This is a genomic window from Bradyrhizobium sp. CCBAU 51765 (assembly GCF_015291725.1).
Classification (GTDB): Bacteria; Pseudomonadota; Alphaproteobacteria; order Rhizobiales; family Xanthobacteraceae; genus Bradyrhizobium; species Bradyrhizobium liaoningense.
On record NZ_CP030038.1, the window covers coordinates 3,322,083 to 3,335,221 of the forward strand.

The following is a 13,139-nucleotide window of genomic DNA, read 5'->3' on the forward strand; positions in this document are numbered from 1 at the left end:
GGTCGAGGCGATGCGATCAGGCGGACGATTTGGGAGGGGCGCCAAGCGGCGTAATTGCCACGGAGTAGATCGCGATATCCTCGGTCATGGGAGCGACCGGGATCAGCAGGCAGCCATCCTCGCCCTCGGCGCGATAATGGTCGCCGCTGCGCTCTATCCCGGCGAAGACCAGGCTCTCAGCCGCGATGCCGACCACGTTCTGGCTTTCCGCGGCGTCGCGGACGTCGGCGGCGCTCTGGATCGTCACGCCATGCAGCAGACCTTCGGCGGCGAATTTGGGCAGCGGCAGGACAATCGTGGCGATGCCCATCGCGCGCGAGACCGGAATACGGACGCGCAGCTCGCCGAGGCCGGTGTGGTGAACTGTCACCGTCTCCAGCGTCGCTTCACCGTTCCCGCGAAACAATCCGACCTGGACCCGGCCGCGGGGCCTCTCCTCGAAGACGTCGGCCGGCAGGCGGTTGGCGCCGAACAGCGTGTAGAGATAGGAGTGGGACGCCGACAGGCGCGCAAAGCAGCCCGCAAGCCACATCGGCGGTGCCGATGTCGTGCAGGCGGCTGAGAGGCCGCGGGCGGTGATCTGCCGACGGATGAAGTCGCCGTCGATCATTGGCGCCAGCGCATGGGTGCCGAGATTGACGTCGTGCTTCAGTTCGCCCAGCAGCGCCAGTTCGTCCTCGTCCGGCAGCAGCAGAAGCCGGGCCAAGGTCGCCACGCACCAGCGCGCGGCGACATCGGGCGCGGCATAGGGGCTCAGACGAAAATCCACCGCGACCTGTTCTGCACATTCCGCAAAGGCCAGCGTACCGGCCTGGATGTCCGCCGCCAGCGTGATCTGGCTGGCGGGTCGCGGATTGATCTCCCGCAGCACCGTGCCGCCGTCATAGTCGCGGACCGAACCGTCGGCCGAACAGCAGACCTGCTCCAGCAGCGCAATGTTGCGGATCAGCATGCGCTTCACATGGGGCGTGACGACGAGATCGGAGATGAAGCCCGTGGCGCTGTCCTCCTCCGCGACGTCGTCGAAGGCGTCATCGAGCGAGATCAGATAGGCGCCGTGGAGGCGTATATTGAGGCCTTCCAGCTCGAAGATCCGACGCAGCGCCTTCTGCACGCTCCCGGAATAGCCGAGATCGGCGAGCACGAGATCGGTGCAGTCGTCGAAGTCGGGGATCGCGTGACGCAGATGGGAAAGCAACCGCGCGCGGAGGCCCGTTGCGAGCTCGCCGATCGCATCCGCTTCCATCAGCTCGGGCAGCGCCTCGGCAATCTCCAGGCCAGTCACGATGCCGTCGGGCGACTTCGCAAAGAACGCGGCGACCTTCGGGGGCATGAGCTTCATCATGTCGCGAAAGGTTGGAGCGTCGATCTTCAGGACCTTGCTCAGAAGATCGATGATCGGCTGCATCGTGTCGGCGGAGGCGATCAGGCTGACGCGGCGGTTGATCTCGATATAGGCCGAGGTCATGCCGTGCAGTTGCTGCCAGATCCGGTGCGACAGAAAGCCGTCGCGGCCGAGGAAGCCGAGGGCGACCTTTCGGCCGGGACCTGCAACCTCTTCGCAGCGCCGGGCGACAAAGGCATCGAATGCCGTCATCACCGCACCGAGCACTGTCACTCCCAGATGGAAGGCCGGCGACCTCCCGGCGCTGCGCGCGGCGACCATGCGCCGCAAAGTGCGTGCGCCGTGATCGAGCCGAGACGGCGCACCCGTGCACAACAGCTCGAACAGCGCGGTCTCGCGCTGAAATTTCGCTGCAAGCTCGGCGGTGGCTTGCGGATAGTAGCGCGGGCGAATGCCGTGGCGCTTCGCGCCTCTGATGTCGGCCTTGTCATTGTCGCCGACGTGAAAGGAGGCGCTGGCGTCGATGCTCTGCTCCGACAAATAGGTCGCGAACAGCGACCCGCTCTTGCCGCTGCCGTGGTCGCAGGATGCGTAGAGAAAGTCCCAGCTCAGATCGGGATGGCAAGCTTGCAGCAATCGCGCCAGCCGGTCGGAATTCCAATACGTGTCGGAGATGAAGCCGACGCGGTGACCCGCGCGCTTCATGTCTTGATATTGCCGAAGCATGTCCGGATTGACGCGGCAGAGCTCGATCTCCGCCGCAAACTCCGATTCGACCAGATCCGTCAGATCGCCGCGCGCCAGACCGAAGAGCCTGAACGGAAAATAGGAATAGATCTCGTCGATGTGCACCTCGCCCACGCCGCGTTTCTCCTTCGCGGTCCGGCGTGCACGCGATTCGGCCTGGATGCGATGCTGGACGAAACTTGCGGAAACATTGGGACAAGATCTTGAAATGCCAGAAAGCTCATAAGTCCTTTCAAAAACGCCATCTGGCGTCGTGCAGGCGCGAAGCAGAAATGTATCGAAAACATCGAACGACCAAGCAGAAACAATTTGCGCGCGGCGCGCGGCGCCAGTCGTTGCGATCGTCATGCCAGTAATCCCCGCCAATCAGAGCGATTAACGTGCCTGCGCGTGAGGTCAGGCGCCACGCGAGCGAAAAAAATTCACGCGCGATTCAAAATCGCATTCGTCGCGACTGACAGATCGAAAAAAATCGTTAGGTTCGAAAAGGTGATTCGGAAAAAATTGCCGGGTGCGGAAGTCGTCTCGCGTTCATTCACACTCGGAAATAATCGTCGCTTCATGCACCAAGCGCGTGTCGCGCTTGATCACCTAGTGCCGCGTAATGTCAGCGTTTTCTCTCGACGACATCTGTTCAGGATGGACGATCCGCCATGGCGCGAGACGATGTGATGATTGCAGGTGCGACGCGCGCGACGATCACGCAACCGGGCAATTATTGCCCGGCACCCGGCAAAAATGACCAGATAACATCTTGAAAAACAAGAGAAATTCATCGCCTGGATTGCTTTCGCCGCGCGTTCAACGCTTGGAAGCCGTGTGGCATGGGCGCCGCCGGCATTGCGGGTTGGAGGTTGCGGGATGAGTTACGCTGCTGATGTCTGGGCTCCCGCCGAGACCGAGATCGCGACAACGGTGCCGGTCGAAGCGACGGTGCCGATGATGCCGTCCGCGCCGCTCGCGCCGGACGGCGCTCCTGATACTGCCGATGTCGTCTATGACGAGGACAGCGAACTCCTGGACAGGCTCGCTACCGGCGACGAAGTCGCATTCCGCATGCTGGTCGAGCGTCACATCGATCGTGCCTATGCCATTGCACTGCGCATCGTCGGCAATGCCGCGGACGCCGAGGACGTGGTGCAGGATTCCATGCTCAAGATCTGGAGCCATCGCGGACGCTGGCAGCACGGCCGCGCCAAATTCTCGACTTGGCTCTACCGTGTCATCTCCAACCGCTGCATCGATCTGCGTCGCAAGCCGCGCACCGAGAACGTCGAGGCCGTGCCGGAAGTCGCCGACAATCAGCCTGGCGCCGTCGAGCTCATCGAGCGCAATGAGCTGAACGACATGCTTGAACTCGCGATGCAGCGCTTGCCCGAGCAACAGCGCGTTGCGGTGATCCTGTCCTACCACGAAAACATGAGCAACGGCGAGATTGCCCAGGTGATGGATACAACCGTCGCCGCCGTCGAGTCGCTGCTCAAGCGCGGCCGCCAGCAGCTTCGCCAGCTCCTGCGCAAGCACGAGCGTGACATCCGCACTGCGTTTACTGACTGCTAACCATAAAAATCGCCTCGCGAAGATTTTCGCGCCTGATCTCCTCGTACTCCGCCGTTTGAGCGAACGGACGGGGCTGCGGTCCGCGTCGTCGTAAGTCGATTCCCACGAAGCGGCACGCCGTGCCCATCAAGATAGGAGCTTCAGATGCCCGCAATCAACACCAACACTGCCGCCAATGCGGCGGTCCGCTATCTCAACATCAACTCCGCGCAGGAAACCAGCTCGCTCTCGAAGCTGTCGAGCGGCTCGCGTATCACCTCCGCATCCGACGACGCCGCCGGCCTTGCGATCTCCACCCGCATCTCCTCGGACGTCACCACCTTGCAGCAGGCTGCGACCAACGCCTCGCAGGCCACCGCGATCCTGCAGACTGCTGACGGCGGCGCCTCCAACATCTCCGACATTCTCGCACGCATGAAGTCGCTGGCGTCGGAATCGGCTTCGGGCACCGTGACGGACTCCAGCCGCGCCTACATCAACTCGGAGTTCACGCAGCTGACGGCTCAAATCGACTCGATCGCGTCCGGCACCCGCTATTCCAGCCAAAGCCTGCTCGACGGCTCGAGCGTGTTCGCCTCCGGCGTCTCCGTTCTGGTCGGCTCCTCGGGCTCGGATACCATCACCATCACTCTCACGAGCCTCACGGCCTCTTCGCTCGGCGTGTCTTCGCTCGACGTGAGTACGCTGTCGGACGCGACCACGGCGTTGACCGCGCTGGATACGGCGATCGACACGGTCTCCGCGGCCCGTGCCAGCATCGGCGCCCAGGAGTCCCGCTTCAATTTCAGCGCCGACTCGATCTCGACCCAGACCCAGAACCTGCAGTCGGCGAACTCGGCGATCGAGGACGTCGATATTGCGGCCGAACAGTCCAAGCTTTCCTCCGCGGAGGTGAAGACCCAGGCCGCGGTGTCGGCGCTGGCGGCGGCGAACCAGATGCCCCAGTACCTGCTCAAGCTGCTGGGCTGATGATGATCTGGGCGGGCCGGCATGATGCCGGCCCGCCCACTACCAGGGATATTCGGGCAAAGTGACCAGCGTCAGTTCGACCAGCAGCACAAGTTCGGGCGTCACCGTCACCACGAGCGGGACCACCAATTCGAGCAGCATTGATTGGTCTGCGCTGATCCAGTCCGCCGTCGATGCGAAGACCGCGCAGGCGGACACGATCTCGACGACGATCACGAACAACGAGGCCAAGATAGCGGCCTACCAGACGCTCCAGAGCGATCTGAAGACGCTGTACTCCGGCTTGGCATCGCTTTCGACTGCGGTGGTCAACTCGCTGTCCACGAGCGCCTTTGCGACGCGCGCGGCGAGCATCGGCTCGACCGGCGACGTCAGCGCCTCCTCGGCGCTCTCGATGAGCATCAAGAACGGGGCCGCGATCGGCGACCACACGCTGACGATCAGCCAGATCGCCACCGCGCAGAAGGTGTCCGGTGCTTCGCAATCGAGCCAGACCGACGAGCTCGGCTATTCCGGCACGTTTTCCATCGGTCTGGACGGCGGGGCTACGTCCGACATCACGGTCACCAGCACGATGTCGCTACAGGACGTCGTCGATACCATCAATGCACAGACCTCGACCACCAACGTCCAGGCCTCCATCGTGCAGGTGTCCAGCACGTCATTCCAGATGGTGCTGACCGGCACCGCGGATGCGGCGGACATCACCTATTCCAGCACGTCCGGTGACGACATCATGAACGAGCTCGGCGTGACCGACAGCTCGGGCAGCTTCACCAACATCATCCAGGAGGCACAGTCGGCCGAATTCACGCTGGACGGCATTTCGATGACCCGCGACACCAACGACATCACCGACGTTCTGAGCGGGGTCACCTTCAACCTGCTCCAGGCGACGCCGGACGGAACCTCGCTGAACATCAGTATCGAGACCGACACCAGCCAGATCCAATCGGCGCTGGAGACCTTCGTCACCAACTACAATGCCTTTCGCGACGAGGTCATCGCCCAGCAGACGACCGCGACCGACGGCACCGCAGATTCGAGCGCGGTCCTGTTCGGTGACGGAACCATGCGCAACATTATGGATGCGCTCCAGAACGCCCTGAACAGCACCGTGGGCGGCATGACGATGGCCGATCTCGGCCTGTCCTTCAACGAGAAGAACGAGCTTGAGCTCGATACCAGCACGTTGTCGGAGATCCTGAGCACCAACCTGAGCGGCGTGACCGAACTGCTGTCGGCGCAGACCACGACGTCGTCGAGCCAGCTCAGCGTCGTCAATACCGGTACGTCGCCGCAATCCTTCACCCTGGAACTGAGCGTCGATTCCGACGGCAACCTGTCCTCGGCCTCGGTCGGCGGCGACTCCTCGCTGTTTACGGTCAGCGGCACCACGATCATCGGCGCGTCCGGCTCGATCTATGCCGGCATGGCCTTCACCTATAGCGGCTCGACGTCGCAGTCGATCACGGTAACCTCGACCACCGGGATTGCATCGCAGATCTACGAGATTGCGAAGAATTATTCGTCATCGACTGGCGCGCTGCAGACGCAGATCACCAGCCTGACGACGCGCGACGACGAGCTCCAGCAAAAGGTCGATGACATCAACAGCGCCGCGGCGACGCTGCAGTCGCAGCTGCAGACGCAGTACGCGAAATACCAAGCCGCGATCGAGAGTGCGAACAGCACGCTCGATTATCTCAAGGCCCTGCTCAACAGCTCGAGTGATTGATGATGCATAATCCGATGGCGTACATGGCCAACCAGGCCTATCGGGGAACGGCAACGACTGTGCCGCCGCTCAAGGCGGTCGTGATGCTGCTCGGCGGCACGATCACGTCTCTCCAGAAATCGCTCGCCGCCCAGGAGGCAAGGCGTTTCGAGGAAGGGCACGAGCACCTGATGAAGGCGACCGCGATCCTGCGTGGGCTCAGCCACAACCTCGATTTCGCCAAAGGCGGCGACGTGGCGGAGCGGCTGTTCCAGACCTACCACGCGATGATCCTGGCGAGCCACAAGGCCTATGGCCGTCCGCACGCCCGCCAAAGTTTCGGCCGCATCATCGCCGGGCTGACCGAACTGCGGGAGGCCTGGGAGTTCGTCGACACGATCGTGCGGGGCGGCAAGCCTGGGCCAGCCGATTCGGCCCGCAAGGGCTGAAGTCGCCCGCCCAATGCGACGCGGGGGAGAGCAGGCGGTCATCCAGCCCGCCGTTTCCCTCGCTTTCCGCGGTGCTGCGGCGCTTTTGGCGGCCGAGGCCGCCGAAATCCGGTTTCCGCCGCGCCTGCGATGCTTTATGACGGGCCTGACCGAGGCGGGATCGGCGATGGACGTTACCGAGTTTGAGGAACTGATCGATCGGCTGGGCGAGGATCTCTCCCTCTGGCCCGACGACCGGCGCTTGCCCGCCGAAGAGCTGCTGTCGCGATCGCCCGCTGCGCAAGCCCTGCTGGAAGAGGCGCGCGCCCTGCGCCTCGCGCTCGCGGCACCGCCGGTACGCGCGCCGGCAGGGCTCGCCGACCGCATCGTCGCTGCGGCCGCGAAAATGAAAGATGACACGACCGAGCCGCGCACCGAAGGCGAGACGGCGGAGAGCTGAGCTCTCACATCGACTGCCAGAGCATGATCCGGGAACGCGTGCAGCGGCGTTCCGAAAAGATCATGCTCAAACAATAGTTCATCCAAATCTCATCGCGCTTTAGATGTCCTCATGTCCGGGCTTGTTCCGGCATCCACGGTCGTCGTGCTGCGCGGCGAAGCGTGATGGCCCGGATAAGCCGGGCCACGACGCTGTGGAAGCATCGGTGCCCCAACGCTCGATCGTGAGCGATGGCTTTGCCGCAGCCGAAGCAAGAGAGCACGGCTCTATCGCCGCAACGAATTACCTTGATCTCGTCGCTCCTCTAACGCCCGCCCGCACACGGCAGTTTTTGCCGCGTCGAATGCCGTTCTCGCGCGCGTGAATCGCCGCCTGAATCCGCACGCCCACCCGTTTCATCAGCACACAGATTTCAAGCGCCGCGAGCCAACACTGGTCGCCGGCAGCAAGAGAAGGCCGGAGTTTCCGATGACCGTTTCCGCCGTGAGTTCTGCAACGACTGCGACCGCCACGACATCGTCGTCGTCGAGCACGTCGTCCAATTCGACGCTGACATCCAGCGATTTCCTGAGCATTCTGGTCAGCGAGCTGCAGAACCAGAATCCGCTGGATGCGACCTCGACCACCGACCTCGTCAATCAGCTCACCTCCTACGCCAATTTCACCTCGCAGGAGTCGATCAACTCCAACTTGTCGTCGCTGGCGAGCTCGTTCTCGAGCCTCGTGACGCTGAACTCGGTGAACTACATCGGCCACACCGTCGAGGCGAAATCCGATACGGCGACCTTGAGCAGCGGCGAGGCGACCTATGGCTACTCGCTGTCGTCGACCGCTTCGGACGTCTCGATCAGCATCTCGGATTCCTCCGGGAATGTCGTCTACACCGGCACCGGCACCGGTAATTCCGGCTCCAACAGTTTCACCTGGGACGGCAAGGACTCCAGCGGCAACCAGCTCTCCGACGGCGGCCAATACACGATCTCGGTGACCGCGACCGACTCCGCCGGCAACTCGGTGCTCAACTACACGACCGTCACCGGCAAGGTGACCGGCATCGACACTTCGACGTCCACGCCCTCGCTCACGGTGAACGGCGTCGCGGTCAGCGCCGCCAACATCCTCGGCGTCACATCCTGATCTCACGTCCTGCTTTTCTCGGAGCTTCATCATGAGTCTCACTGGCGCATTGTCATCGGCGATCTCGGCGCTCAGCGCCCAGAGCCAGTCCCTGTCGATGATCAGCGACAACATCGCCAATTCCGACACGACCGCCTACAAGACGACGTCGGCGATGTTCGACTCGCTCGTGACCGCCTCCAGCAATACGACTTCCTACGCTTCTGGCGGCGTCACCGTCTCGGGCCGCGCCAACATCACCCAACAGGGCCTGCTCGCCGCGACCTCCAACGCCACGGACGTCGCGATCCAGGGCTCCGGCTTCTTCGTGGTGACTGATGCGACCTCCGGCGGCACCGCCGCCTACACGCGCAACGGTGCCTTCACGATCAACAATGCGGGCTATCTGGAGAACGACGGCTACTATCTCGAGGGGTGGCGCACCGATGCCGACGGCAACGTCGTCGGCAGCGAGTCGGCGAGCAATCTCGAAGCCATCAACACCCAGATTGCCTCGACCAGCGGCAGCGCCACCACCAAGACCACGATCGCGGCGAACCTGCCGTCGGACGCGGCCACCGGCGACACCTATACGAGCTCGATGACGGTCTACGATTCGCTCGGTGCCGCGAACACGATGCAGATCACCTGGACCAAGACCGGCGCCAACGCCTGGAGCGCAAGTTTTGCAAATCCGACGTCGGCCTCGGACACGACGACTGCGACAGGCACGGCCTCCGGCACGATCGACATCACCTTCAATAGCGACGGATCGCTCGCCAGTACCAGCCCGGATCCGGCCACCGTCTCGATCACCGGCTGGACCGATGGCGCGGCCGATAGCACCATTACCATGGATCTGGGCACCGCCGGCAAGACCGACGGTCTGACGCAGTACGCCTCGGGCGAGACCACGCCGTCGGTCAACGTCACCAGCATCGATTCGGACGGCCTGTCCTACGGCAAGCTGTCGAGCGTCTCGATCGGCGACGACGGCATCGTCAACGCGACCTATTCCAACGGCCAGACCATCGCGATCTACAAGATCGCGGTGGCGACCTTCGCCGATCCGAACGGACTCGCCGCCTCCAGCAACGGCATCTATTCAGCGACGGTGACGTCGGGCAATGCCGCGCTGCAGGGCTCCGGGGAGAACGGCGCGGGCACGATCTACGGCAGCGAACTGGAATCCTCGACCACCGACACCTCCAGTCAGTTCTCGAGCATGATTTCGGCGCAACAGGCGTATTCCGCTGCGTCACAGGTCATCTCCACCGTCAACAAGATGTACGACACCCTGATCTCGGCGATGAGGTGAGCGATGCCAGGCGAAAAGGCAAACGCCGTCGGCGAGGCTCTGCTGCTCCGGTTGCGGCGGCTTCTGGCGCGGACCGCGACGGTCAAGGGTAACGACCGCAGGCAATTGCTCGCGCTGCTCGACGACCTGGAGACGACGCGGCGCGGTCTCCTGCGGCAGGCCGCGGAGATCGAGAGCGAAATGAGGCAGGCAACCGTCAGGACGACCGCGATCGGCGCGTATTTGCGCAGCTCGCAGGCCGACCGCGGCAAACGGCACAACTAGAAGAAAGCGATGACCATGAGTGTAGCCAAAGCCAACAGGCAAGCCACCGGCACGAACGTCGCGAGCGGCGATAACAGGATCAAGTCGCTGATTGCGCTGATCGACACGCTGACCGCGCTGGTTGCCGAGGAGAACGCCGAGCTCGCCAAAGGCCTGCCGGCCTCCCGCCTGAAGCAGGTCGACGAGAAGAACAAGCTCGCGGAGATTTTCGAGCGGACGGTCGCCGAGTGCGCGGCGGGAACGACCAGCCTGACCGTCAGGGATCGGATCTTGCGCGAGCAGCTTCTGGGCAAGATCCTGAAGCTGCGTGCGGCGATGGACGAGAATCTGGTGCGCTTGCGCGCGGCGATCGAGGCCAGCAACCGCCGGATCGAGGCCGTCATGCAGGCGATCCGCGAGCAGATCGCGGCGGTGTCGCCCTATGGCGCGTCCGGTCGCGTCGCCGCCGCCCGCACGGTCTCCAGCGGCACCAGCCGCAGCATCTGACGGAACGAGGGAAACCGCCGTGTCGCTCGATATCGCACGATCGATCGCCTTCAGCGGACTGTCCGCGACGTCCGTGCAGATCAGCGTGACGTCGTCGAACATTTCGAACGCCGATACGACCGGCTACACCAAGAAGTCCGCGACCCAGTCGAGCAGCGTCACCAACGGCGTCGGTACCGGCGTCACGGTGACGGGCATCACCGCGACGGTGGACAAGCTGCTGCTGAAGTCGCTGGTTAGCGCGGATTCCGATCTCGGCGCGGCCGACACCACCAACACCTATTTGACGTCGCTCCAGCAGCTCTACGGTTCGATCAGCAGCAGCGGCGATTCGTCGTCCGGGACCTCACTCGCCAACAGCATCGCCTCGCTGGAATCGGCGCTGTCGTCGCTGGCGAGCACGCCGAGCAGCGCATCGCTGCAATCCAACGTCGTCAGCGCGCTCGACGACGTTGCAAGCCAGCTGCGTGAGACCTCGAGCGGGATCCAGAAGCTCCGGTCGGATGCCGATCAGGACATCTCCTCGTCGATCGACGACGTCAACGCGGACCTGGAGCAGATCGCGGACCTCAACGCCGAAATAAAGCAGACGGCGGCGACCGGCCAGTCGACCGCGGATCTCGAGGACCAGCGCAATACCGCGCTCCAGGACCTCGCCTCGAAGATGAATATCAGCTATTTCACGGCGTCGAACGGCGATCTCCAGATCTACACCACGTCAGGCCAGGCGCTGGTGGACTCTTCCGCGCATACGATCAGCTATACGGCGGCCGCCAATGTGACGGCGTCGACGACCTACACCGCCGGCTCCTCGTCGAGCGGCTTCAGCGCGATCACCGTGAACGGGGTGGACATCACCTCCCAGATCACCGGTGGGGATATCGGCGCACTCATCACGCTCCGTGACGACACTCTGCCGGACGCGCAGTCCCAGCTCGACCAGCTGGCGCAGCAGCTTGCGTCCGTGATGAGCGACGTCTCGAACAGCGCCTCTTCGGTGCCGGCGCCGACCAGCCTGACGGGGACGACGGCCGTCACCAGCAGTTCTGCCTTGTCCGCCTCTGGCTCGGTGCGTATCGCGGCAACCGACCAGAGCGGCAACCTGGTCTCCTACGCCGATCTCGACCTGTCGTCCTACGCGACGGTCGGCGATCTCGTCACCGCCATCAACGGTATCTCCGGCTTGTCCGCCTCGGTCGATTCGGATGGCCATCTCTCGATCACGGCGACCGGCTCCGGCAACGGCGTCGCCATCAACGAGATGACGAGCTCGGTCGGGAGCTCCAGCGAGGGATTCTCCGAATATTTCGGCCTCAATGATCTCGTGACCGGAACGAGTGCCTCGGACATCGCGGTCAACAGCAAGATCCTGTCCGGGACGAACGAGCTGCAGCTCGCGACGCTGGATTCGTCTTCGAGCCTGACGGTCGGCAGCTCGGTGCTGGCGTCGGGCTCGGCCACCGTGGTCAATGCCTTGTACGATGCGCTGACGGACTCGCGCACTTTCGCGTCGACCGGCGGGCTTGCCGCCACCACGGGTTCGCTGGCCGACTACGCCTCGGCCATCGTGTCCGACGTCTCCAGCAAGGCCTCGCAAGCGTCCACCAACTACACGGCCAAAGAAACCGCTCAGTCGACCTACGCGAACTCGCTGGCGTCGCAGTCCGGCGTCAACCTCGACGAAGAATCAGCCAATCTGAGCACGCTTCAGAACAAATATTCGGCGGCGTCAGCCCTGATCCAGGCCATCAATTCCATGTACTCGGCGTTGCTCACCGCCGTGCAGTCGACGTAACGGGGGCGCGCTGATGATCGCGATGCGGGTTGCCACCTTCGCCCAGTCGAACCGGATGATCGCCGACGCGATGCGCGTGGAATCGGTCATGGCCAACATGCAGATCCAGGAATCCTCGGGCGTCGTCTCGACCGATTTCGGCGGCTATGGCTCGGATGCGCAGCACGTCGTCAACCTCCAGGTTTCGGTGACGCGCGCGCAATCCTATATCGATGCCGCTACGCTCGCCGATAGCAAGGTCCAGGTGATGTATTCGGCGGTCGGCTCGGTGACGGACATCCTCACCCAGCTCCGGTCCCAGCTCACCGCCGCCTCGACGGGAAGTTCGACTGAGGTGAATTCGGTGATCAGCTCCGCTCAGCAGATGCTGGAGCAGATGGGCTCGCTGATGAACACGCAATACGACGGCCAGTACGTCTTCGCCGGCGGCAAGACGGACACGGCCCCGGTCGATCTCACGAGCTTTTCGTCCGGCACCGGTTCGACCACGCCTGCGGACACCAGCTACTACAATGGCGACAACGAGATCGCTTCGGTGCGGGTCGCCGCCGACGAAGCCGTATCATACGGCGTCACCGCCGACAATTCGGCGTTCGAGGAAGTGATGCGCGTGCTGAAATTCGTCGCCAACAGCACCACGCTGTCGTCTTCGGACATCACCAGCGCGCTCGATCTCGCCAGCACGGCGCTCGACGACACCGCCGCCGTGCAGGCAAGGCTGTCGGGATCGTCGTCCGCGATCGAGACCGCGAGCGCTCGCCAGGCCGAGTACAAGAGCTATGCGGAGACCTTGTCGAATGACCTGACCAGCGTCGACGTCGCCGCCATCACGGCGCAGCTGTCGACTTACCAGACGCAGCTCACGGCGTCCTATTCTGCTCTCGGGAAGATCTTGAGCCTGAATCTTGCGAGTTATCTGAAGTGAAGCAAGGCC

The 13,139-nt window shown here is 63.4% G+C and carries 12 protein-coding genes; 11 read left to right on the forward strand and 1 reads right to left on the reverse strand.

All coding sequences use genetic code 11. The features are described from left to right. Positions 1-16: 16 nt before the first annotated feature. Complete coding sequence (locus XH96_RS15880; protein WP_371740103.1) at positions 17-2,206, reverse strand: hypothetical protein; 2,190 nt, start codon at positions 2,204-2,206, stop codon at positions 17-19. Between the two features lie 747 nt (positions 2,207-2,953). Here XH96_RS15880 and XH96_RS15885 point away from each other — a divergent pair. From XH96_RS15885 to XH96_RS15935, 11 genes are all read left to right on the forward strand, one after another. After that, the gene (locus XH96_RS15885) at positions 2,954-3,652 is read left to right on the forward strand and encodes an RNA polymerase sigma factor (RefSeq protein ID WP_194393300.1); all 699 of its coding nucleotides are present in this window, start codon (positions 2,954-2,956) and stop codon (positions 3,650-3,652) included. A 144-nt stretch (positions 3,653-3,796) separates the two neighbouring features. Further along, on the forward strand, positions 3,797-4,621 hold the full coding sequence (locus XH96_RS15890; protein WP_194393301.1) for a flagellin: 825 nt from the start codon (positions 3,797-3,799) through the stop codon (positions 4,619-4,621). Between the two features lie 61 nt (positions 4,622-4,682). Next, on the forward strand, positions 4,683-6,359 hold the full coding sequence (gene fliD / locus XH96_RS15895) for a flagellar filament capping protein FliD (protein ID WP_194393302.1): 1,677 nt from the start codon (positions 4,683-4,685) through the stop codon (positions 6,357-6,359). Beyond that, a complete protein-coding gene (gene fliS / locus XH96_RS15900) occupies positions 6,359-6,787 on the forward strand; it encodes a flagellar export chaperone FliS (protein WP_194393303.1) in 429 nt (142 codons plus the stop codon). Before fliD ends, fliS begins: the two co-directional genes overlap by 1 nt. Positions 6,788-6,953: 166 nt before the next feature. Next, positions 6,954-7,226, forward strand: a complete 273-nt coding sequence (locus XH96_RS15905) for a hypothetical protein (RefSeq protein WP_194394150.1) — start codon at positions 6,954-6,956, stop codon at positions 7,224-7,226. Positions 7,227-7,694: 468 nt separating this feature from the next. Next, positions 7,695-8,363, forward strand: a complete 669-nt coding sequence (locus XH96_RS15910) for a flagellar hook assembly protein FlgD (RefSeq protein ID WP_194393304.1) — start codon at positions 7,695-7,697, stop codon at positions 8,361-8,363. A 31-nt stretch (positions 8,364-8,394) separates the two neighbouring features. Continuing rightward, on the forward strand, positions 8,395-9,660 hold the full coding sequence (gene flgE / locus XH96_RS15915; protein WP_194393305.1) for a flagellar hook protein FlgE: 1,266 nt from the start codon (positions 8,395-8,397) through the stop codon (positions 9,658-9,660). A gap of 3 nt (positions 9,661-9,663) precedes the next feature. Beyond that, complete coding sequence (locus XH96_RS15920; protein WP_194393306.1) at positions 9,664-9,924, forward strand: hypothetical protein; 261 nt, start codon at positions 9,664-9,666, stop codon at positions 9,922-9,924. 9 nt (positions 9,925-9,933) lie between these two features. After that, a complete protein-coding gene (locus tag XH96_RS15925) occupies positions 9,934-10,410 on the forward strand; it encodes a flagellar protein FlgN (protein ID WP_194393307.1) in 477 nt (158 codons plus the stop codon). A 19-nt stretch (positions 10,411-10,429) separates the two neighbouring features. Further along, positions 10,430-12,205 carry a flagellar hook-associated protein FlgK gene (gene flgK / locus XH96_RS15930; RefSeq protein ID WP_194393308.1) on the forward strand — a complete coding sequence of 592 codons (1,776 nt, stop codon included), beginning with the start codon at positions 10,430-10,432 and terminating at the stop codon, positions 12,203-12,205. A 13-nt stretch (positions 12,206-12,218) separates the two neighbouring features. Continuing rightward, positions 12,219-13,130: a flagellin gene (locus XH96_RS15935; RefSeq protein WP_194393309.1), complete on the forward strand. Its 912-nt coding sequence runs from the start codon at positions 12,219-12,221 to the stop codon at positions 13,128-13,130. Positions 13,131-13,139: the final 9 nt, after the last annotated feature.

Coding starts and splice junctions, on each gene's coding strand:
- XH96_RS15935 (WP_194393309.1), top strand. CDS start 12,219: ATGATCGCGATGCGGGTTGCCACCTTCGCCCAGTCGAACCGGATGATC.
- XH96_RS15920 (WP_194393306.1), top strand. CDS start 9,664: ATGCCAGGCGAAAAGGCAAACGCCGTCGGCGAGGCTCTGCTGCTCCGG.
- XH96_RS15910 (WP_194393304.1), top strand. CDS start 7,695: ATGACCGTTTCCGCCGTGAGTTCTGCAACGACTGCGACCGCCACGACA.
- XH96_RS15885 (WP_194393300.1), top strand. CDS start 2,954: ATGAGTTACGCTGCTGATGTCTGGGCTCCCGCCGAGACCGAGATCGCG.
- XH96_RS15905 (WP_194394150.1), top strand. CDS start 6,954: ATGGACGTTACCGAGTTTGAGGAACTGATCGATCGGCTGGGCGAGGAT.
- XH96_RS15890 (WP_194393301.1), top strand. CDS start 3,797: ATGCCCGCAATCAACACCAACACTGCCGCCAATGCGGCGGTCCGCTAT.
- XH96_RS15925 (WP_194393307.1), top strand. CDS start 9,934: ATGACCATGAGTGTAGCCAAAGCCAACAGGCAAGCCACCGGCACGAAC.
- fliS (WP_194393303.1), top strand. CDS start 6,359: ATGATGCATAATCCGATGGCGTACATGGCCAACCAGGCCTATCGGGGA.
- flgE (WP_194393305.1), top strand. CDS start 8,395: ATGAGTCTCACTGGCGCATTGTCATCGGCGATCTCGGCGCTCAGCGCC.